Source organism: Bacteroides sp. 14(A) (assembly GCF_000526555.1).
In the GTDB taxonomy this organism is placed as follows: Bacteria; Bacteroidota; Bacteroidia; order Bacteroidales; family Bacteroidaceae; genus Bacteroides; species Bacteroides cellulosilyticus.
This window is the reverse complement of record NZ_JAGH01000002.1, coordinates 2685174-2707037: the sequence shown is the minus strand read 5'-3', so window position 1 is coordinate 2707037 and position 21864 is coordinate 2685174. Positions and strand designations below refer to the sequence as shown.

17 protein-coding genes and 1 pseudogene are annotated in these 21864 nt (G+C 41.1%); 8 read left to right on the top strand and 10 right to left on the bottom strand.

The window, feature by feature from the left end; all coding sequences use genetic code 11:
* Positions 1-84: 84 nt before the first annotated feature.
* The 5 genes from lpxD (at position 85) to miaA (ending at position 4975) form a co-directional block, all read left to right on the top strand.
* Positions 85-1125, top strand: a complete 1041-nt coding sequence (gene lpxD, locus K429_RS0117715; RefSeq protein ID WP_026367763.1) for a UDP-3-O-(3-hydroxymyristoyl)glucosamine N-acyltransferase — start codon at positions 85-87, stop codon at positions 1123-1125.
* Between the two features lie 3 nt (positions 1126-1128).
* Positions 1129-2514, top strand: coding sequence for a bifunctional UDP-3-O-[3-hydroxymyristoyl] N-acetylglucosamine deacetylase/3-hydroxyacyl-ACP dehydratase (locus K429_RS0117710; protein WP_007212552.1), 1386 nt, complete (start codon positions 1129-1131; stop codon positions 2512-2514).
* A gap of 84 nt (positions 2515-2598) precedes the next feature.
* A complete protein-coding gene (lpxA, locus tag K429_RS0117705) occupies positions 2599-3366 on the top strand; it encodes an acyl-ACP--UDP-N-acetylglucosamine O-acyltransferase (RefSeq protein WP_007215340.1) in 768 nt (255 codons plus the stop codon).
* 23 nt (positions 3367-3389) lie between these two features.
* Positions 3390-3950 (top strand): hypothetical protein, encoded by a 561-nt coding sequence (locus K429_RS0117700; RefSeq protein ID WP_007212550.1) that lies wholly within the window; start codon positions 3390-3392, stop codon positions 3948-3950.
* 128 nt (positions 3951-4078) lie between these two features.
* On the top strand, positions 4079-4975 hold the full coding sequence (miaA, locus tag K429_RS0117695; protein WP_007212549.1) for a tRNA (adenosine(37)-N6)-dimethylallyltransferase MiaA: 897 nt from the start codon (positions 4079-4081) through the stop codon (positions 4973-4975).
* Positions 4976-4978: 3 nt separating this feature from the next.
* Here the strand turns inward: miaA and K429_RS0117690 are convergent, their stop codons facing one another.
* From K429_RS0117690 to K429_RS0117665, 6 genes are all read right to left on the bottom strand, one after another.
* The gene (locus K429_RS0117690; RefSeq protein ID WP_026367762.1) at positions 4979-6226 is read right to left on the bottom strand and encodes a carcinine hydrolase/isopenicillin-N N-acyltransferase family protein; all 1248 of its coding nucleotides are present in this window, start codon (positions 6224-6226) and stop codon (positions 4979-4981) included.
* Between the two features lie 59 nt (positions 6227-6285).
* Positions 6286-6891 (bottom strand): TonB-dependent receptor plug domain-containing protein, encoded by a 606-nt coding sequence (locus K429_RS0117685; RefSeq protein WP_007212547.1) that lies wholly within the window; start codon positions 6889-6891, stop codon positions 6286-6288.
* A 93-nt stretch (positions 6892-6984) separates the two neighbouring features.
* A complete protein-coding gene (locus K429_RS0117680; protein ID WP_026367761.1) occupies positions 6985-7752 on the bottom strand; it encodes a TlpA disulfide reductase family protein in 768 nt (255 codons plus the stop codon).
* Between the two features lie 15 nt (positions 7753-7767).
* On the bottom strand, positions 7768-9999 hold the full coding sequence (locus K429_RS0117675; protein ID WP_026367760.1) for a M56 family metallopeptidase: 2232 nt from the start codon (positions 9997-9999) through the stop codon (positions 7768-7770).
* Positions 10000-10029: 30 nt separating this feature from the next.
* Positions 10030-11880: a TlpA disulfide reductase family protein gene (locus tag K429_RS0117670; RefSeq protein WP_026367759.1), complete on the bottom strand. Its 1851-nt coding sequence runs from the start codon at positions 11878-11880 to the stop codon at positions 10030-10032.
* A 22-nt stretch (positions 11881-11902) separates the two neighbouring features.
* The gene (locus tag K429_RS0117665; RefSeq protein ID WP_007212543.1) at positions 11903-12265 is read right to left on the bottom strand and encodes a BlaI/MecI/CopY family transcriptional regulator; all 363 of its coding nucleotides are present in this window, start codon (positions 12263-12265) and stop codon (positions 11903-11905) included.
* A gap of 166 nt (positions 12266-12431) precedes the next feature.
* Here K429_RS0117665 and K429_RS0117660 point away from each other — a divergent pair, with 166 nt between their 5' ends.
* Together K429_RS0117660 and K429_RS0117655 are read left to right on the top strand one after the other, a co-directional pair.
* Entirely contained in the window at positions 12432-13136 is a 705-nt protein-coding gene (locus K429_RS0117660; protein WP_007212542.1) for a hemerythrin domain-containing protein, read from the top strand.
* A complete protein-coding gene (locus K429_RS0117655) occupies positions 13126-13740 on the top strand; it encodes a response regulator transcription factor (RefSeq protein ID WP_007212541.1) in 615 nt (204 codons plus the stop codon). Before K429_RS0117660 ends, K429_RS0117655 begins: the two co-directional genes overlap by 11 nt.
* 456 nt (positions 13741-14196) lie before the next feature.
* Here K429_RS0117655 and K429_RS0117650 read toward each other — a convergent pair whose 3' ends face one another.
* The 4 genes from K429_RS0117650 to K429_RS0117635 all read right to left on the bottom strand — a co-directional run bounded on the left by K429_RS0117650 (position 14197) and on the right by K429_RS0117635 (position 17290).
* Positions 14197-14679 (bottom strand): hypothetical protein, encoded by a 483-nt coding sequence (locus K429_RS0117650; protein ID WP_007212540.1) that lies wholly within the window; start codon positions 14677-14679, stop codon positions 14197-14199.
* 62 nt (positions 14680-14741) lie between these two features.
* Positions 14742-14942, bottom strand: coding sequence for a hypothetical protein (locus tag K429_RS0117645; protein ID WP_007215334.1), 201 nt, complete (start codon positions 14940-14942; stop codon positions 14742-14744).
* 40 nt (positions 14943-14982) lie between these two features.
* Positions 14983-16323: an alpha/beta fold hydrolase gene (locus K429_RS0117640; RefSeq protein ID WP_007212538.1), complete on the bottom strand. Its 1341-nt coding sequence runs from the start codon at positions 16321-16323 to the stop codon at positions 14983-14985.
* Between the two features lie 10 nt (positions 16324-16333).
* A complete protein-coding gene (locus tag K429_RS0117635) occupies positions 16334-17290 on the bottom strand; it encodes an SPFH domain-containing protein (protein WP_007212537.1) in 957 nt (318 codons plus the stop codon).
* A 150-nt stretch (positions 17291-17440) separates the two neighbouring features.
* Here K429_RS0117635 and K429_RS28895 point away from each other — a divergent pair.
* Positions 17441-21819: pseudogene (locus K429_RS28895) on the top strand (two-component regulator propeller domain-containing protein).
* Positions 21820-21864: the final 45 nt, after the last annotated feature.

Genomic DNA, 21864 nt, shown 5'->3' with positions numbered 1-21864 from the left:
TATAAAATATTCACCCAAGGACAAGGAAATATAAAAAAAAAGTCCGTTATTTGTGATTTGAAACCATCTAACAAGAATAAGACAATGGAGTTCTCTGCTAAACAAATTGCAACATTTATCCAAGGAGAAATCGTTGGAGACGAGAATGCAACTGTACATACTTTTGCCAAGATAGAAGAAGGCATCCCCGGTGCTATATCGTTTCTGTCCAACCCCAAATATACATCTTATATCTACGATACCAAAGCCAGTATTGTACTGGTAAACAAAGACTTCGTTCCTGAACAAGAAATAAAAGCTACTTTAATTAAGGTGGATAATGCCTACGAAAGTTTAGCTAAATTGCTCAACCTTTACGAACAAAGTAAGCCTAAACGTGTTGGTATTGATCCGTTAGCTTTCGTTGCAGAAACTGCTAAAATCGGAAAGGATGTTTACATTGCGCCCTTCGCTTGCATTGGTGAATACGCAGAAGTAGGAGACAATACAATGATACATCCGCATGCGACTATCGGTAGCGGTGCCCAAATAGGCAGTGATTGTATCTTATATGCCAATACAACCATTTATCATGACTGCCGGATAGGCAATCATTGCATCCTGCATTCCGGTTGTGTGATCGGTGCGGATGGTTTTGGTTTCGCCCCAACTCCCGAAGGTTACGAAAAAATACCTCAAATCGGTATCGTAATACTGGAAGACAATGTAGAGATAGGTGCAAACACTTGTGTAGACCGTGCTACAATGGGGGCAACCATCGTACACAAAGGTGTGAAACTGGACAACCTGATACAAGTAGCCCACAATGACGAAATCGGTGCAAATACCGTTATGGCGGCGCAAGTGGGTATTGCAGGATCTACCAAAGTAGGCGAATGGTGTATGTTTGGCGGTCAGGTAGGCATTGCAGGACATATCCATATTGGAAACAAAGTGAACCTCGGAGCACAGTCTGGTGTTCCCAGCAATATTAAGGATGGCAGCCAGTTAATCGGTACTCCTCCCATGGAGCTGAAGCAATACTTCAAAGCCTCCGTTGCCCAACGGAACCTACCGGATATGCTAACAGAACTCCGCCAGCTCCGTAAAGAACTGAATGAATTAAAACAACAAATAAATAAGTAACAAATGTTGAAACAAAAGACTCTGAAAGACAGTTTTTCCCTCAGTGGTAAAGGCCTTCACACGGGACTTGACCTGACCGTTACTTTCAATCCTGCTCCGGACAACCACGGATATAAAATCCAGCGCATCGACGTGGAGGGACAACCTACCATTGATGCGGTTGCGGACAATGTGACTGAAACCACTCGCGGCACCGTCCTTTCCAAGAATGGTGTGAAGGTTAGCACTGTAGAGCACGGCATGGCAGCCCTTTACGCCTTAGGCATAGACAACTGCCTGATACAAGTCAACGGTCCTGAGTTTCCCATTCTGGACGGTAGCGCCCAATATTATGCACAAGAAATAGAGCGCGTAGGTACAGAAGAACAAAATGCCGTTAAAGATTTCTATATCATCAAGTCAAAAATCGAGTTTCGCGATGAAAAGACCGGTTCTTCCATTATCGTGTTGCCCGACGAGAACTTCAGTCTGAATGTACTGGTATCTTACGACTCGACCATCATTCCCAATCAGTTTGCAACGCTGGAGGATATGTCGAAATTCCGAGATGAAGTAGCCGGCAGCCGTACATTCGTATTCGTACGCGAGATTGAACCACTGTTGCAGGCTGGTCTCATCAAAGGCGGTGATTTGGACAATGCCATCGTTATCTACGAACGAGAAATGTCTCAGGAAGACTTCGATAAGTTGGCCGATGTGATGGGAGTTCCCCACATGGATGCCAAGCAACTGGGTTATATCAACCACAAACCGCTGGTATGGGCCAATGAATGTGCCCGTCATAAACTGCTCGACGTAATCGGTGACTTGGCTTTGATAGGCAAACCTATCAAGGGACGTATCATCGCTACCCGTCCGGGACATACCATTAATAACAAGTTCGCCCGCCAGATGCGTAAGGAAATCCGCCTGCATGATATACAGGCTCCGACTTATGACTGTAACCGCGAACCCGTCATGGACGTAAACCGTATCCGCGAACTGTTGCCACACCGTTACCCATTCCAATTGGTAGACAAGGTGATTGAAATAGGTGCCAATTATATTGTAGGCGTGAAGAATATCACTGCCAACGAGCCTTTCTTCCAGGGGCACTTCCCACAGGAACCGGTAATGCCGGGTGTGTTGCAGGTTGAAGCTATGGCACAGGTAGGCGGTCTGCTTGTATTGAACTCCGTAGACGAACCCGAACGCTACTCTACCTACTTCATGAAGATAGATGGTGTGAAGTTCCGTCAAAAGGTAGTGCCGGGTGACACCCTTATCTTCCGCGTAGAACTGCTTGCACCTATCCGCCGTGGCATTTCCACGATGAAAGGTTATGCGTTCGTAGGCGAGAAAGTGGTTTGCGAGGCAGAGTTTATGGCACAAATAGTTAAGAACAAGTAAAAGGATTTATGATTTAAGATTTATTCGTGGCTAATAATAAGCGCGAATATCTCATAAATTATAAATCATAAATCATAAATCAGCATGATAAGTCCCTTAGCGTATATTCATCCCGAGGCAAAAATCGGGGAAAACGTAGAGATTGCTCCTTTTGTATTCATCGACAAGAATGTGGTAATCGGCGATAACAACAAGATTATGGCAAATGCCAACATTCTGTACGGTTCACGTATCGGCAATGGAAATACTATTTTTCCGGGAGCTGTTATCGGTGCCATCCCTCAGGACCTGAAATTTCAGGGAGAAGAGAGTACCGCTGAAATTGGTAACAACAATACCATTCGTGAAAATGTTACCATCAATCGCGGTACAGCTGCCAAAGGCAGAACCATTATCGGTAACAACAACCTGTTGATGGAAGGTGTGCACGTAGCTCATGATGCCCTTGTCGGTAATTACTGTATCATTGGTAACTCTACTAAAATGGCAGGTGAGATTGTAATAGACGATTTCTCCATTATCAGTGCCAATGTATTGATGCATCAGTTCTGCCGTGTAGGTGGATACGGAATGATACAAGGAGGTTGCCGTTTCAGTAAGGATATTCCGCCGTACATCATTGCAGGCCGGGAACCGATTGCTTACAGCGGTATCAACATTATCGGGTTGCGTCGTCGCGGATTCTCCAATGAAACCATTGAGAATATACACAATGCATACCGTATCATTTATCAGAGTGGATTGAACACTTCAGACGCATTAAAGAAAATAGAAGAAGAAATTCCGACGAGCCCGGAAATCGAATACATTGTCAGCTTCATCCGTGACTCCGAACGTGGTATTATTAGATGATAAAACGATAAAGTAATTAGAATATGATATACAGATTTACACTTATCTCCGATGAAGTGGACGACTTCGTAAGAGAAATACAAATTGACCCGGAAGCTACATTCTACGACTTCCATGAGGCTATAGTGAAGTCAGTAGGTTATACTAACGACCAGATGACTTCTTTCTTCATCTGTGATGATGATTGGGAAAAAGAAAAGGAAATTACACTGGAAGAGATGGATGACAATCCGGAGATGGACAGTTGGGTAATGAAAGACACCACTATCAGCGAACTGATAGAAGATGAAAAGCAGAAGTTACTCTATGTGTTCGACTACATGACAGAACGCTGTTTCTTCATTGAACTCTCCGAGATCATTACCGGAAAAGAAATGAAAGGTGCCAAGTGTACCAAGAAGGAAGGTGATGCTCCGAAACAGACAATTGACTTCGAAGAAATGGCAGCCAACAGCGGATCACTTGATCTGGATGAAAACTTCTATGGAGATCAGGACTTTGATCTGGAAGAATTCGACCAGGAAGGTTTCGATATGGGCGGAGGCGAAGGTAGCGCAGCACCGTTCGAGGAAGAAAAGTTCTAATATTATTTTAAATTTTTCATCCGCAGATAACGCGGATAACACAGATTTGAAAGACTTAAGCCTAGAAGAGATCTGCGTTATCCGCGTTATCTGCAGATGGGAAATGATTCTCTAAATACCATTTCCTTATGAAAACCCTGATAGTGCTTATTGGACCGACCGGAGTAGGAAAGACCGAACTCAGCCTGCGGCTGGCAGAGCATTACCAAACTTGCATCGTTTCCGCAGACTCCCGGCAACTCTATGCCGATTTGAAAATAGGGACGGCAGCCCCTACCCCCGAGCAACTGCAACGCGTGAAACATTACCTTGTAGGAACCTTGCAACTCACCGATTATTACAGTGCCGCCCAATATGAAGCGGAAGTACTGAAACTTCTGGAAACCTTATTTACCGAACAGGATACAGTATTGCTTACCGGTGGCTCTATGATGTATGTGGATGCCGTTTGCAAAGGCATTGACGATATTCCGACCGTAGATGCTGAAACACGCCAGGTGATGCTACATAAGTATGAAACGGAAGGTCTGGAAAGATTGTGCGCAGAGCTAAAGTTACTCGATCCTGAATACTACAAAATAGTAGACCTGAAGAATCCTAAACGCGTAATCCATGCACTGGAGATATGCTATATGACAGGGAAGACCTACACCTCATTCCGTACACAACAGAAAAAAGAACGCCCCTTCCGCATCATCAAAATAGGATTGACGCGCGACCGGGAAGAACTTTACGACCGCATTAACCGACGGGTAGAAATTATGATAGAGGATGGCTTGGAAGAAGAAGCCAGAAAGGTATATCCTTATCGGGCACTTAATTCATTGAATACGGTAGGTTATAAAGAGATGTTCAAATATCTCGACGGAGAATGGACCTTGCCTTTTGCCATAGAGAAAATCCAACAGAACTCCCGCATCTATTCACGCAAGCAGATGACATGGTTCAAGAGAGATGAAGAAATCCGTTGGTTCCATCCGGAACAAGAAACGGAGATACTGGCGTACCTCCATTCGGTAATGTAAGTTCTATTCTGATTCCAGTAAACTCTGATAGATCATTCTGATGGATGATTCCAGTTCATCGTACAGCTTCGGTATTGCTTGGGTATCGAGGCTTCCTTTTTTATACCATTCTTCCAGCAATGGCTTCGTCGTACGGAAGACTTCATCTTCTACCGCAGTAATCGCTGTCATATAACCGTCACCTTTCTCAGGACTATACAATCTTTCCCAATTCAGATAACGTCCGGTACCCATTCCCTGCTTATAGCTGAAAACTCTGTCTGCCAAACGAAGTGACCAATCACTGAGCGGAGCTGCCTCATGTTCTTTACCGAAACGTACCATTCCGGGAAGAAGTTTACCGGCATCTTTCACCCACAACGGAATAGCTATACCAGTAGGAGGATAACCTAACAGTGTCCACATGGTAGTCAGTTCGGCCTTTTCACCCGGTTTCACACCTTGTACCACTACCGAACACGATGTACTGCTACGCGGAATGAAATCCTGATCTACAAACCAACCCGACGCCTGAGGACGATTATATGCCCCGCTACGCAAATCAATATCCAGCATACGGTTACGGAACGAACGCGATAAATCATTGAAAATAAACTGTGGGGTAATACTACCCGTAGCCGAAGCTTTCATCAGCACCTGGTCTGCTTCCATATAGCGCACATAACCGGCACCCTCGTTCACCTTACCAGCAAAAGAAAAGTTGGTACGGGCAATATAACCATAAGGAGCGTCCTTCGGGTTATTGGCGTCATACATTACATATTTATGATAATCTACCTCAAACATAGCTGCCCCGCCTTGTGCATCAATCACACCAAAATTAGCTTCGATATCGCTGGGCTTGGAAATGGTATCCAGAAAATGACAGAAATCCTCTACCGTTGCACAAACTTCGAGTGCACGATAAATAACACGCCCATTGGCTGCCCCCCGCTCTTCATCGCCCTTTACATCCACCAGATTATACGATTGTGTATTCATCAAAGCAAATCCTGAGGAATTAGTTCCCATCCATGCCTCTTTCAGATATGCATTGGCGCTATTCACTACAGCAATAAAATTATACTTCTCGCCTTTCACATAATCAATATGGTTTTGCATAAAGTCCGTATCACGGTTTTTCCAAAGCAGGGGGCGACCGTCGGGTGTTACTTTACCCGATACAACAGCAGAAGTACAGGCTTGCACAGGAGTAGCGAACCAAACAATTGCTGCCGCACACAGGATTAATAAGGATATTTGTTTCAACATTAGTTATCAGGTATTTCCTATTCCATAATCTTTAATCATTCCGCTCTTGACAATCACTTTTATTCATATTCTCCCCTTAGGAAAATCATTGGTTTAATATAAATTTCCAGTATTCCGTCTGCACCGGTCTTCACTTCCATTTGCTCAATACTCGTTTGATACGCAGTACTGGCCGGAACCTCTTTACCGCTAATATAGTAACGCGCATTCCTCCTGTTCACTCCCTTTGGCTTGAGAAAATCATCTATTTTCTTAATGTTTTTTTCCTCCTTTACCTGTTGTGGAGTTTTCAACTTCAGAATAATGACCCCATTTATTCCACGTGTGCCATAAATGGCAGTAGCTGAAGCATCTTTCAAAACTTCAAGACTTTCAATATGCGCGGGGTTCAATGCTGCAAAAATCTCATAGGGAAGTTCCATTCCATTTACAATAAATAAAGGCTCATCAGATGGAATAGGAATGCGATCTCTAATAACGAATGTGCCATTTTTCTTCGGAGACTGCGGCACAATGGTATCATTCTTCAAAGTATCTTTGAAAAGTACAAGCTCCTTTGTAGAAGGGGCTTCAGCATGAATAGATATAGCGGCAGACATCACTAATAATAGAAATACTCCCCAAAAGAAGCTATATCCCTGGTGAATTTGTTTTCCTTGTCTCATAGCATTATCTTTTAAGTGATAGAATACTAAACCGTCTCAAACAAAAATACTTAAAAGTAATGATTTAAACAAAGAAATAAGAAACAAAGTTGATTATTCGGCTGATAATTCCTTTAGTCTATCAAGCAAATAGGCCCGTTTACCCTCGCTTGTACCTTCTTCCCAATAGCGGATAATACCTTTCTTATCTACCAACAATGTAGTCGGCGTGACCTGTACTTTAAACAAATTGAAGAAAAATAATTCATCGGCAATATGCGTAAAAAGGAAAGGACGGTTTTCCACTATCTTCTTTATCTGTTCCGCTGTATTCCAGGTAGTAGAGAAATAAGTCACATCCGGACAGATTTTCATCCATTCATTCAGTTCCGGCATCTCCTTGATACACGGTCTGCAACCCGTGTGCCAATAGTTCAGAACGAAAGGCTTTCCAATGATATCCGCCTTTGTCCATACCCGTCCCGTCGTATCCTTTACCTTAAAGTCCGGGAATGGTTTTCCTACCCATTTATCAAGAGTTACTGTATTAGTCGCTGCAATCGCCATCGGCTTTTGCGCTCCTGAACGGGAAATCCGCAATAATTCCTCTCCTCCGGGTACTTTTTCTACGGAAACCCGGTATTTCATTGCATAGTCCGGTAAAGTTTTGCCTTTATTCAGACGTATTTCCAATGCAGTATGTCCTTCCTCATCTGTCAGCATAATCATCTGGGCACCTTCATCAGTCCGAATTCCCGGAGGCATACCATTGAAAAAACATCCGTCAATGAGAACATACTTATCACTACTAGTTTGGGCGGAGCAAAGCCCCACCCAAACGAACATCATAGAGAGAAACAAAAAGAGAGAATTCCTTTTCATATAAAATATCTTTGATTATTCATCTTTCAAAGTAACTGTCACCTTCGGCTCCGCCTTTACTTTAGCAGTTTTCATGCCAATATAAGAAACAACCAGTTTATCGCCTTTTGAAGCAGATAGGACAAAGCGACCATCCACATCGGTTATACTGCCGCTTTTTGTTCCTTCTATCAGTATGGCAGCACCTACGACAGGTTCTCCGTCTTTATCCTGCACAATACCTTCCACTTTCATATCACCTTTGGCAGAAGTCTTCTCAACTCCTCTTTTGTCTTTGGTAGTGATATAAATCTGGCCTTTGCCGTCTGTTCCTTTCTCAACACTCATGCTTTCAATTCTTTCAGCCGGTACTACCTCACCTATGTCCGCAACGCTGGAATCAATTTTCACACCATCTACAAAAAAGGTCACATCTCCCCGATTTGCCTTCTTACTATTTATATAGATACCTTGCACTCCATTGACAGTAGTAAATTTTCCTGTACCTTTCACTCCCAAAACCACGGGATCATTAGTATTCTTTAGTGTATAGGTTTCTGATGGATGGTATTCTTCTTTATCTTCTTTCAAAGTAATCAATATAACCCCATTCTTGCCTCTCTCTCCATATATTGCAGTAGAAGCCGCATCCTTCAAGACGCTAAAACTCATTATCCTGTCGACATTTATTGCATTCAATATAGACTGGGTAACTTCCTTGCCATCCACTATAACCAAAGCACTATCCAATAAACTTCCAGGGCGTCTACTCATCTCTACAGTACGAGAACTTTTCATCTCTCCCCCTTCCAGTCTGAACATTACCGGCAGTGTATACTTCACTGCTACCGCTTGTCCTTTCTGCATACCTGGTTTCCACTTCGGCATCGTTCCTACCAACCGGATAGCCTCAGCATCCAGATCTTTATCTACGGCACGGATCACCTTCGGTTCCGTCACATTCCCTTCCTTATCGACAATAAATTGCACCGTAACGCGTCCCTGTGTACCATTCTTCTTTGCAGTTTCAGGATAACGCATATTCTTCTGAATATACTCCATCGCAGCAGCCATACCACCCGGATACTCCGGCATTTGCTCCACCACCTCGAAGAAGGGAGTACCCTGTAGCTTCTCAGTCACTTCTACAGGAATATACTTCACCTCCACGGGTTTAGCTGTATCTTTCAGTACTGGAGCTACCTGTACTGGTTCTTCCGTAGTTTTTACGGCTTTTGCTTCCACAATTGCTGTCAAATCATTAACTTTGGCGGCAGAAATGTCATGCAAACGAGAGAAGAGCAAGCTTGCTTGTTCCATTCCGAGTGCATCCGACATTCTTGAAATCTCTTCTGCGGTTTCCGAGATTTCAGGACGGGCAAAAGCAGTTACTGCAATGGCAGCTACCGGAAGTATATATAAATACTTCAATCTTGCCCACGGATTCGATTTTTCTTTTAACATCATAGTGATACGTTTTTTAAGTTTACTGTGATTAAAGCTGTTGGCCATAGAGTAGAGCCTTGTGCCGACAGCTTTTTTAATTAATAATAATTGATATTGTTTCACGTCAACGCCTTTTTCAATCACCGTTTCATCCGCCTCATACTCATGGATATTCTGTAATTCCTGTTTCAGCAGCCACGAAGCCGGATTAAACCACTGGAAAAAGATGCAGATATCTGCTACCAGCAAATCCCACGAATGTCGGTTCTGTATATGAGCCAACTCATGAATAAGTATTTCCCGCCCATTCTCATCCAAGTCTTTCTGTGAAATAACGATGTATTTCATCCAACTGAACGGAGCTATATCGTGGTCGTGCACTATCAAAGTCACTTTCTCACCACCGTCAGTATATTTACTCAAGTCTTCTTTTCTGCCTGATCTCAATAAATTGCCCAACTTCAGCAACGAATACCCATTACGAAAAGCAAAAAGTAAAATACCAGCCAGGTACACCAATAATGCAACCTGTATCCAAGTTACCGTCACTTCCTCTATCTGCAATTCCGCCACATTTGTAGTATTCATCATATCCGCCAGCATCAGCCACTGTTCCAGTGTCATCATGGTTTGATGAACCTCTGTCTGCTTCTCCACAGTAACTTCCACCAGTGGCAAAAGACAAGATAGCAACAATATGCTCAACAACGCTACCCGGTTAAAACGATGAAACGTCTCACGGCTCAGCAACAAACGGTAAAACAGGTAGAATACCGCCAAACAAACCGACGACTTCAGTATATAGACAAAGAAAATTCCCATATTGACGTACTATTTAATAATTTACAGCTACTATTTCCCAGCCTTCAGTAGTTCTTCTTTCATCACCTCCGCACCGGGAAATCCGGTAACTTTATATGAAAGTTTCCCTTCCCGGTCTATCACAAAATAAGTGGGTATTCCCGGATACTCATATAATTTACCTAATGCAGAACTCTGCTCATTCGTGATCCGATAGTGTATTCCATGAATATCAGGTATGGTGATTTTCCACTTCCCTTCAGGTGAACTTTCATCCGCTATATAAACATACACTACATCTTTCAATTCTTCTTTCACCGGCTTCAGGCTATTCATAGCCCGCATACAAGGGCCACACCAGGTATTCCACATATCTATCAGAACCACCTTACCACGATAAGGACGGGTGACAACTGCCAATAGACCATCTGCGGTAACTGCCGTATCCAGCTGGCAAACTGTATAACCGGTCTTATTTGCACTTTCAGCAAGCAAGTCCATCACTTCTTTATTTTTGACAGTCAAAGCTTTCTTTATTTCCGGTTCGGATATACTGTCCAATGTCAGCATCTGTTTTTCCGACAGCGGTTTCAAACGAGCAAGAGTGGAACCTAGAGGTTTCGCCCGTAAAATATCCTCCCATACAGGCTGCGGTTCAAACTTTCCTTTAAAATCTTCAGTTGCAGCACGTACAAAATCAGGATAACTGCCATAACGTATATAAGGTGAATGAATAAAATCCAGTTCCAGAATATCATCATAATAACTTTCATCTACCGTCATGTCCGCACGCTTCACTCCTTTCTTTCCGCTAATCATCGGAGCATAACTAATATTCCCTTTATACCCCCTGATAGCAAAGAAATACGACATTTCCAGCTTGTTTATCATGTATGTGCGAGCAGCATCACTCAACGATTTATTCTTCAGTATTTCACCACGATTTTTTTCATAAATCTTCGTCACATACTTTTTATATTGGGCCGGAGTAACACCACAAATATTTTCATAAAAATTATCCGCACTATAAATGTTCATCAGTCCGGCATGCTTTACCAGTTCGGTATTCAGAGCGGCATACGTACCCTCAAACCAAATCAACTTCCCGCTCTCTTTCTTTCCAAACAGGTGACTTTCCGACCAGAAAATCTCCGGCAAATTAATAGTTACCTCAAGTTTACCGCCCGGCATCAGAAACAATTCAAATCTCTTCCGTCCTACCCGTAATGTCGCTTCACCGGGCAGCATCATATTTGTTTCGTAGCGAAAACTTCCATCCTCGGCCACCGGAACGGATTGACCGAATACATCAAAGAATAGCCAGTCAGTACAATTGAATTTCAAAGCAATACCATGAGTCGGATCATAACCCAATATACGCCCATATATCACCGTCTTCCCATTCTTCAAATCAGGATCCGGCAGAGGCTGGGAATAATCCAATTGCTGATTCAACAATTTCTCCGGTATTCCTATTTCCGGCTTTTTTCCGTCCAGACGCACTCCATAAATATTCCATCCTTCGTCTTTCTTCTCAGACATTTCGAAAAAGTCAAAACTTTCCGTATCCATAGGAATCGGCTCAAACTTCAATGTCACAGCCAGTTCACCAGAAGCCGGTGTCTTCGTCCATAGTTCTTTTGAAAAACCATTACCACCTAGGTAGGCATACGTTTTTCCTCCTATCTGCAATACAGCAGTCGAGTCTATCCTTACATCTTCACCCGGAATAGAATATATTTTAGCATCTATCCATGTCGTATCCTTTCCCAATGTCACTTTTTCGAATTCGATCTGGCTAGTATTCGTTGCCATGAAATAAGGAGCTTTCACAACCTTTTTCGCCTGCAAACCTACGCAAACAGCTATCAATACAAAACAAGTTATAGCTATGTTTTTCATAATTCTTGGCATTTTAAAGTTTCTATTTCGTTCCTCTCTCCACTTCTGCAATCAACTGTTTCAGGTCCTCCAACGAAATATCCTCTTCTTTTACCAACGATGATACTGCGCTGAGATACGAATTATTGAAGTACTTACTGATTACTTTCTTCAGCGTTCCCTTACTGAAGTCTTCCTTATTCACTACAGCATAATACTGGTACGTGTTACCGTAAGTCTTATGTGCCAGGAAACCTTTATCCTCCAATCCCCTCACAATCGTAGACAGCGTATTGAAATGCGGCTTCGGTTCTTCATAGAAAGCTAGCATCTCCTTCACAAACAACGGACCTTTCTCCCAGAAAAATCCCATGATTTCCTCTTCTTTCGCAGTCAATCCTTTCATAACTCTTCATTTGTTTTTTGCAAAGAACTAAAATATTTAGTTTATAAACTAATTTTTCTCGTTAAATAAGACTAAACACAAAATACCTACATATAGCGATTGCAATTCCCGGAGAAAATCCGTTACTTTGCGCACGAATAAATAAAGAAAGAAAGGATAATCTGCAATGAATGAACCGCATAAGTATCGTGCCACAGACAAAATGAGCGACCTTATCTGTGATAACTACTCCTTATTAATGGTTATGAGCCGTTTCGGCCTTTCCTTAGGATTCGGAGACAAGAGTGTAAAGGACGTTTGCGAGGCACAAGGCGTAGACTACCGTACCTTTCTCGCAGTAGCCAATTTCATCAGTGAAGAACAATATACTTATAGTGGAGAGGAAAACGTATTTTCCATCTCAGCCCTTATGGATTATCTGAAACGGGCGCACACTTACTTTCTCGATTTTAAATTACCTGTTATCCGTCGTAAGCTCATCGAATCTATCGATTGCTCGGGCTCGGATAATATAGCCTATCTCATTCTGAAATTCTTCGATGAATATGCCAAAGAGGTACGCCGCCACATGGAATATGAAAACGAGGCTGTGTTCACCTATGTCGAAAAACTACTTGAAGGCAAACTTGCAGAGAACTATGATATAGCAACCTTTGCCAGTAAGCATAATCAGATTGAATCCAAGCTGACAGAACTGAAAAATATTATCATTAAGTATTATCCGGAAAAAGAGAACAACAACAAGCTCAATGCTGTTCTTTTCGATATCTTCAACTGTGAGCATGACCTTGCTTCACACTGCCAAGTAGAAGACTATATGTTTGTTCCCGCCGTGGCACAACTGGAAAGGAGAATGAAAAATGAACAATAATGTTTCTGTAAAGATTGCAGTCGCTGAAACTTCTGTCATTATCCGAAGCGGACTCACGACAGTGCTGAAGCGCCTGCCCAATCTGAATGTAGTACCTATAGAGGTTTCCTCTCCGGAATCTTTGCAAAGCTATATTCACCTGCATACACCGGATGTATTGATTGTTAACCCGACCTTTGGCGGCTGGTTCAATCTCCCAGCATTCAAGGCAGAAAATGGGAAAGTGGAAACCAAATATCTGGCACTGGTATGTTCCGTCATTGACAGTAACTCACTGAAAGAATATGATGATCATCTTTCTATTTGTGATGATCCGGAAACAATTGCCACCAAAATAAACCAACTGCTTTGCACTGACGAAGAAGAGGAGAAAGAAAATGAGCAGGAGACGCTCAGTCAGCGTGAAAAGGAAATTATCACCTGCGTTGTGAAAGGTATGACCAACAAAGCCATCGCCGACCAGCTCTATCTTTCCATCCACACAGTTATCACCCACCGCCGGAATATTGCCCGTAAACTGCAAATACATTCTCCGGCCGGCCTGACCATTTACGCTATCGTAAACAAACTGGTGGAACTGCAGGATATTAAAGATAACCTATAAGAGAGAGAGCATCGTCTCACACTGTCTTTCATTTCCAACTATGGATATCCCGCATAATACAATAAAAATACAATCTTTCTCCTTTTACTTTTAACTTCAACTCCGTTCCTATTTGCTTGTATTCACCAACAAGGCAAATCAAGAGTATCACTGATTATCAAATAATTACAAGGAGTTAACTTCCTGTCTGCAAGGAGTTAACTTCTTGTTGACAAACTCTTAACTTCTTGTAGACAGGGTATTAAATGAAAAAATCCCCGCTCTTTCACGATATCACATCGGGGAAGACGGGAACCTTTTTTCCTTAATAAAAGTGGTTACGTAATTATGACTAACTAATTCATTAAATCTGATGTTGCAAAAGTAGGGCATTTGCGAAGATGTCACAATCCCTAAAACAAGGTATAATGAAAGGGAGTAATAGCCATAACTAGGTATTAATGCTTGTAAACACCTCTATTTATACTTAAACGCCAATATATAATAGACTATAAGCGCCAATATCATCAAACCAACGACCGCACTCGTAATCATATTACATAGATCTTGCGGAATACCATATCCCATCTCTACTTTATTAAAAACAAGAGTTAGGAAAAGTAAAGTAAGAAACACATTCAATATACGAGCAATACGGGCTGCCATAAAATACTGTACCGCGACATTGCGTTCTGTGATACGTACAGGAAAACGTATCCAACGAATAGGAAGATAGGCAGAAATACCAACTAAAAGGAGACATAAAGTACCTAATCCCGCAGCCATAAAGGAAAAATTAGCTGTAATCTTGTCCTCTATATGGATATACACCCATATTGCACACACCCAGGCAGCAATTGCCAACAATACGGCAACACCTTCTAATATACGATCTATTATAGTGGGATATACCCGGATATTAGGAAACTCTTTAGTTGAATATGGACCAAGATTTAACATAAACAATATATGAATTATAATTCAAACTACTAATCACTTATCACTAACAACTTATCGCTAAACTACGACTCAGGTTCTTTAGGCGGAGGAGTATTCTTTGTTTTCTTCATCCGCCCGCTTTTCCGCAATGCCTCAGCGATAATCCACTGAAGCTGTCCGTTAGTGCTACGAAACTCATCGGCTGCCCACTTTTCAATGGCATCCATAGTTGCAGCATCTACACGCAGAACAAAGCTTTTGGTTGAAGTTTCTTTTTTAGCCACGATTCTATTTACTATTTAACAATTTACAATTGAATTTGTATTATAACAGGTTTCCGTTATGAATAAACGATGCAATATCATCCATGACATATCCGACTACAGGCGACGCCTGGTTATACTCAAACGGAGTAGCTTTACCACTACCTTCCTGTAACATATGATTAAGTTTAGGGTAAGATTTTAAGAAAGCATTTTTATTACGCATCAGCCCGAAGCGCCATAAACCGAAATCCTGCATAGTCACCTGATAATCACGCTCGCCCTGCAATATAAGTATGGGAAGAGCCAGTTTAGATGCTACTTCTACCGGTTTATAGGCGTTAGCAAATTCCCAGTAAGAACGAGGAAGATTCAGCAACAAAGGAATCTTATCATCATATTCCGGTGTACCCAGTTTCTTTATATTATCAGCTTGTTTTTTTATTTCTGTAATCTGCTTTTTGGCATTAGCGGAAGAGTCAGTCAGAGAAGATATATAAGTCATTTGTTCAACAATAGCATCTTCAAATGGACGAGCTAAAGCGGCAACAAGGATAATTCCTGTCAACCCATCTGCTTGCTCTGCAATGCGAGGAGCAAGTGTAGCCCCTAAACTATGTCCCAGCACATAAACACTGTCCGCATCAACCTCAGGCAATTCCTTCGCCCAAGCAATAATAGCCACAGCATCATCTACACTTTCTGTATCATAATCGATATTCCGACCTTCCGGCACACACGCTGCACCATATACCTTCGTACGTTTATCATAACGAACCGTTGCGATGCCACGTTCCGCCAATCCCCAAGCCAAATCACGGAAAGGTTTATTCGGACCAACAGTTTCATCACGATCCTGCGGACCGGAACCATGCACAAGGATTACGACAGGAGCCTTTTTCTTTCCTACAGGCAGCGTCAGCGTTCCGGGCAATTTAAAGTCATCTGCTCCCACCGTTATATCTCGTTCCTGCATTTTCTCTTTATTATAAGCTACCGGTTTTGCTGTAGAAGCAGCAGGTACAGGCATCAAACGAATGGTATTCATGCTTCCATCAGCATCGAAAGACAACAAAAAACGGAGACTGTAACGCTCAAACTTCAGATCGCGATAATAAAGTGTTATACCTTCAGCACTCTCTTGCTTCCACTCTCCTTTTGCTTGAAGTTTTCCGAACTGCTTTTCCGATTGCTTAAACATGTCCTTAAAAATTTCCGGTGATAATTTTTCCTGCAGATTTTTATTCAAGAGAGCATGAATACTGTCCCCCTGATCTGCCACAAACAATTCGTACACATGCTTCGCACGGTCCATATTTGCATCCTGAGCAAAAACCGTCACTACATGTCCCAGCAATAAGCCAAGCACCAATGCCCACTTATATAAAAAAGAAAAGCTCATATTATCTTGATTAATGATTTAACGTACCCGCATTAACAATTGGCTGTGCTGCCTCATCGGCACAAAGTACTACCAGCAAATTGCTGACCATAGCCGCCTTTTTTTCTTCGTCCAGTTCAACAATTTGTTCTTCTGAAAGTTTGTGCAACGCCATTTTTACCATAGAAACAGCTCCCTCAACAATCTTTTCACGGGCAGTAATGATAGCCGAAGCCTGTTGACGACGGAGCATTACCGCAGCAATTTCAGGAGCATAAGCCAGATAGTTAATGCGTGCTTCCACTACCTCCATACCTGCCATGGCAAGACGTTCATTCAACTTCTGTTCCAACTGTTCATTGATTTCTTCACCACCGGAGCGAAGTGTCAGTTCTTCAGTATCCGCTTCGTTATCATCATAAGCATATTGTCCAGCCACCTGGCGTAAAGCGGCATCACTTTGTATTTTCACAAAATTCTCAAAAGCGTTCATACGGCTGGCAACCGCATTACCTATATTAATTTGGTTAGCATTTCCCCCCGTATGAGCAGATGAAGCCATTGTCTGCGAATCAATCTCAAACATAGCTTTGTAGGTATCTTTAAGTTTCCATACCAACACCAAACCTATCAGAATAGGATTACCGATCTTATCATTTACCTTGATAGGTTCCACATCCAAATTACGTGCACGAAGAGAAAGTTTCTTCTTATCCAGAAAAGGATTCACCCAAAAGAAACCAGTTTCCTTGAATGTACCTTTGTACTTACCAAAAAACACCATAGCCCGGGCCTCATTCGGTTCCAATTGCATATAACCGGCAAACATTATCAGCCAGACAATGCAGAGAATACCAGACACAATTGCAGTTGGCACACACGTAATAAAGCCAAAGAAAATTAGTGCAGGTAACACAATGAGATGAACAAACAATCCTAAAAAGCCATTCATCTTAAACCCTTTGAAATTCAATTCTTTTGTTTCCATAACTGATAGATTAAGTTGATATCATTTTGATATCACAAATATATTACTTCATTTTATAAAAAAGAACTTTTAGAACATCTATTTTAAAGAAGATTAAGCAATTCACTTTTTTTTTATATCTTTGCATGTCGCAATATTAATTAATAGCACATGAGAAAGTATAACACAACAAATTCCCACTTATTAATCTGCTTGGTACTACTAATCCCAACCATGCTCCTCGCACAACCAAGCTGTCAGATCCGACACTTCTCTATATATAACGGATTGGCACAAAGAACCGTTTCAGATATTGTACAAGACTCCAAGGGATTTATCTGGTTTTCTACTTGGAATGGTTTAAACAGATATGACGGTTATACCTTCAAGAATTATAAGGCATATCCCGGAGATGGATGTACACTAACAAGTAACCGTATATTAAGAATTGTACCCGACCAACAAAATAACATCTGGTGTCAGACTTATGATGCCAGAGTTTATCTATTCGACAGTCATCAGGAAAAATTCATCGATATTCTCCAACCTTTTGAGCAAAAAAGTGGGGAAACTTATATAGTACGTAAAATCTATGCCTTACCTAAAGGAGTCAGTTGGATTGCATGCGATCACGGAGCTTTTCGGGTAGACGAACGAAAATTAGAAAATGAAGACGAAGATGCCATAACACATTACACTCTAGAAATCGGCAATCTACCCGGTAGGACGGTTTCAAGAGTTGAGCAAGATGCTGCAGGAGATGAATGGATTTTCACTAATAAAAGTGTCTGTATAGTTGGACAAAAAACAATATCCGATAAAACTCATTTCACAAATTTCTGTGAAAACAATGAGAAAATGTACCTGATATCAAGCAAACGTTTAGCAATCTATAATCAGCAAAATGGACAAATTCAATATAAAGAAATACCTTTTAATTATTCGCGACTCAACTGTATACTAAGCTTGGGAAAAGATACTATTGGAATAGGTACCAGCAATGGCATCATACTCTTCTTCGCACAAAACAACCAATTCAGGAATGTAGAAATGCATTTTAACGTCATGAGAATATTTGAGGACAGCCATAATGAATTATGGCTATTCTCAAAAGAACAGCGTGGAATTGTACGGTACGATCCCTTGACTAACGAGCAACAGCACTATGAAACCCCTACACAAAATATGCCCAAGGCTGAACTTAGAAGCCGTGACGTTATATTCGAAGATAATCAAGGAACTTTATGGGTTGTGCCTCACCTGGGGTGTCTAAGCTATTATGACCGAGAAGATAAAGAACTAAAGCCCTATTACACCGATTACAGTAAACCGGAATCTAAATTCACTCCTGTTATCCTAAACTTCTATGTGGATAATCAAAAAACTTTTGGTATGCCAACAATTTCTGGATGGATAAAATTTCATTCTTTCCCAATGCCAATCAATTGACTACTTTTGACTCCGGACATGAAACCCGCGCAATCATGGTCGATAAGCAACAAAATCTATGGGTTGCAAATAAAAAAGGAGTCATCCGGATTTTTAATCCGGACAAAACTCTTAAAGGCTACCTGACACCGGAAGGAACTATCAGTACAAAAGCCATTTCATTCTCCAAAAACATTTATTGTTTCACAGAAGACGAACAGGGAAACATATGGATGGGTAGTAAATGGGATGGTATCATCCGATTAAGTCCTAAAAAAGACGGAAGCTTCCAAATAAGAAACTATGTACATAAGGAAGAAGACCCCTATAGTTTAAGTAATAATAGTGTTTATTGCATATATCAAGATTCTAAAAAACGGATGTGGATAGCCACTCATGGCGGAGGTATTAACCTACTTCAAGAAACGGCAGATGGAGAAATCCGCTTCCTGCATAACGGTAATTTACTAAAAGATTATTCAAAAGATAAATTTAATAAAGTACGTGTCATCAAGGAAGTGAATAATACCCTTTTAGTCGGCACAACCGAAGGGCTGATTACTTTCTCCTGCAATTTTGAACGTCCGGAAGAGATTAAGTTTTATACCAATGTGCGCATACCGGATTTAGCATCCAGTCTTAGTAGCAATGACGTGATTTATATTTATACAGACAGCCGTCAAAATTCGTATGTACTCACATTCACCGGAGGCATCAATCAGATTATTTCAAATAATTTGTTAACCGATCAGATTCAATTCAAGACCTACACCAAACGAAATGGTTTAGTGTCGGATCTGGTTTTATCCATGATTGAAGATCAACAGAAAAATCTATGGGTCATATCAGAAAATACATTAGCCAAATTTGATCCAGAGAACGGAACTTTCGAACATTATAATGAAAAGCATTTGCAGAAAGAAATATATTTCAGTGAAGCCTCACCCGCTATAATACGGAATCAGTTGATTTTAGGTACAGATGCAGGAATTTTAAAGATTAATCCAGCAGCTTTCAGCAAAAGTTCCTATACTCCTCCTATTGTATTCACTAGTTTAAAAATACAAGGAGTTCAGCAGCAACTGGATCTTGACGACCTGGAAGAATTAAAATTAAAACCTGACGAGCGAAACGTATCTTTCCAGTTTGCAGCATTAGACTATATTAATCCGTCTTCCATCAGCTACGCCTATCGGTTGAAAGGACTAGAAGAAAAATGGAATGAAGTAGAAAATAGCCGCACGGCCAGTTATATCAATCTTCCTCCGGGAAATTATGAACTACAGATACGCTCCACTAATAGTGACGGTGTATGGACAGATAATGTGCGAAAGCTTTCTGTCATCGTAATCCCCACATTCTGGGAAACATACTGGGCTGTATTAGTTTATATTATCTTATTCATCTTATTTACAGCTACTATAGTCTATATCATATTGTATATCTATAAACTACGTCATCAGATTTATATGGAGCAACAACTGGCAAATATAAAGTTGAGGTTCTTCACGGATATCTCTCATGAATTACGCACACCTTTAACTCTGATTACCAGCCCTGTAGGTGAAGTTCTTGAACATGAACCTCTCACTCCCAGTGCCCGTAAACTTCTGACAGTAGTTCACAATAATACAGAGCGCATGTTGAGACTGGTCAACCAGATACTCGATTTCCGCAAAATAGAAAACAAAAAGATGAAGCTATTGCTGGAGAAAACAGATATTGTAGAACTATTGCAGAAAGTGATGGATAATTTCCGTCTCATAGCCGAAGAAAAAAGTATTAATTTCCGCCTGCAAACAGATAAAGAGTCAATACATTGCTGGATAGATCAGGATAAAGTTGAAAAGATTATCTTTAATTTATTGTCTAATGCATTCAAATACACACCTGTCAATAAATCAATTACAGTATATGCCCATACGACAAAAGATAAAGTCATGATTTCCGTTACCGACGAAGGTATCGGCATTGACTCAAAGAAGCAACAGTCTCTATTCCAACGTTTTGAGACATTGGTAAATAACAATATTCTGCAACCATCTTCCGGAATCGGGCTATCCTTAGTAAAAGAACTGATCGAATTACATCAAGGTAATATTCAAGTGAATACTGAAGTCGGAATAGGTAGTGAGTTCATTGTTACATTGCCGCTTGACCAGAAGGTTTATGAAGGAAAAGAAAATACAGAGTTTATCCTGAATGATATTCCGTCTGCTCATAACCCAAAACACGATAAGCATAAAATCATTTCCAAAACATCAGAGAAAAATAATATTCTGCAGGAGAAGACAAAAGACACCGACAATAATACGGATCAGTATCCTATCTCTGTGTTAGTCGTAGAAGATAATACTGAATTGAGAAACTTCCTGAACGATATCCTTTCCGGAACCTATAAAGTCTTTGAGGCAACGAATGGGCAAGAAGGACTGGAGCAGGCTCTACAATATGTACCGGATTTTATCATCAGTGACGTAATGATGCCTGTTATGGATGGTCTAGATATGGTGAAAGCTATCAAAGCTCATCGAGATGTTTGTCATATTCCCATTATACTTCTTTCTGCTAAATCCTCTTTAGACGACCGTATTTCTGGATTGGAACAAGGAATTGACGATTACATCACCAAACCATTCAGTTCTACCTATCTGAAAACACGCATTAAATCACTGTTACATCAACGCAAACAGTTACAGGAACTTTATCTTGAACAATGGTTGGATCAGAAAAAAGAAGCTCCTACCCCTACTCTCCTTGTTGAGGTAGAACCGGAAAAACCACAAATTGTTCCGTTTGATGAATTATTCATGAAACGAGTAATGGAAATAATGCATAATCAAATGGATAATTCGAAACTAACGATTGATGAATTTGCCCAAGAACTGGGTATGGGTCGTACAGTGTTCTACCAGAAACTGAAAAGTATTGTCGGGCTTTCACCTATTGATTTCGTCCGTGAGATGCGTATAAAACGTGCCAAACAATTAATGGAAACAGGAGAATACAACGTCTCTACAATAGCCTATATGACAGGCTTTAATGATCCCAAATACTTTAGCAAGTGTTTCAAGAAAAAATACGGAGTAAGCCCCTCTGAGTTTACGCCTAAAGAGAAATAAGAGAATACCAACTTCATTAGTTGCTATATGCATAAAGGGCGTTCC

Excerpts from the sequence above, each read along its gene's own strand:
- lpxD (WP_026367763.1), top strand. The coding sequence starts at position 85 with ATGGAGTTCTCTGCTAAACAAATTGCAACATTTATCCAAGGAGAAATC.
- K429_RS0117710 (WP_007212552.1), top strand. The coding sequence starts at position 1,129 with ATGTTGAAACAAAAGACTCTGAAAGACAGTTTTTCCCTCAGTGGTAAA.
- lpxA (WP_007215340.1), top strand. The coding sequence starts at position 2,599 with ATGATAAGTCCCTTAGCGTATATTCATCCCGAGGCAAAAATCGGGGAA.
- K429_RS0117700 (WP_007212550.1), top strand. The coding sequence starts at position 3,390 with ATGATATACAGATTTACACTTATCTCCGATGAAGTGGACGACTTCGTA.
- miaA (WP_007212549.1), top strand. The coding sequence starts at position 4,079 with ATGAAAACCCTGATAGTGCTTATTGGACCGACCGGAGTAGGAAAGACC.
- K429_RS0117690 (WP_026367762.1), bottom strand. The coding sequence starts at position 6,226 with ATGTTGAAACAAATATCCTTATTAATCCTGTGTGCGGCAGCAATTGTT.
- K429_RS0117685 (WP_007212547.1), bottom strand. The coding sequence starts at position 6,891 with ATGAGACAAGGAAAACAAATTCACCAGGGATATAGCTTCTTTTGGGGA.
- K429_RS0117680 (WP_026367761.1), bottom strand. The coding sequence starts at position 7,752 with ATGAAAAGGAATTCTCTCTTTTTGTTTCTCTCTATGATGTTCGTTTGG.
- K429_RS0117675 (WP_026367760.1), bottom strand. The coding sequence starts at position 9,999 with ATGGGAATTTTCTTTGTCTATATACTGAAGTCGTCGGTTTGTTTGGCG.
- K429_RS0117670 (WP_026367759.1), bottom strand. The coding sequence starts at position 11,880 with ATGAAAAACATAGCTATAACTTGTTTTGTATTGATAGCTGTTTGCGTA.
- K429_RS0117665 (WP_007212543.1), bottom strand. The coding sequence starts at position 12,265 with ATGAAAGGATTGACTGCGAAAGAAGAGGAAATCATGGGATTTTTCTGG.
- K429_RS0117660 (WP_007212542.1), top strand. The coding sequence starts at position 12,432 with ATGAATGAACCGCATAAGTATCGTGCCACAGACAAAATGAGCGACCTT.
- K429_RS0117655 (WP_007212541.1), top strand. The coding sequence starts at position 13,126 with ATGAACAATAATGTTTCTGTAAAGATTGCAGTCGCTGAAACTTCTGTC.
- K429_RS0117650 (WP_007212540.1), bottom strand. The coding sequence starts at position 14,679 with ATGTTAAATCTTGGTCCATATTCAACTAAAGAGTTTCCTAATATCCGG.
- K429_RS0117640 (WP_007212538.1), bottom strand. The coding sequence starts at position 16,323 with ATGAGCTTTTCTTTTTTATATAAGTGGGCATTGGTGCTTGGCTTATTG.
- K429_RS0117635 (WP_007212537.1), bottom strand. The coding sequence starts at position 17,290 with ATGGAAACAAAAGAATTGAATTTCAAAGGGTTTAAGATGAATGGCTTT.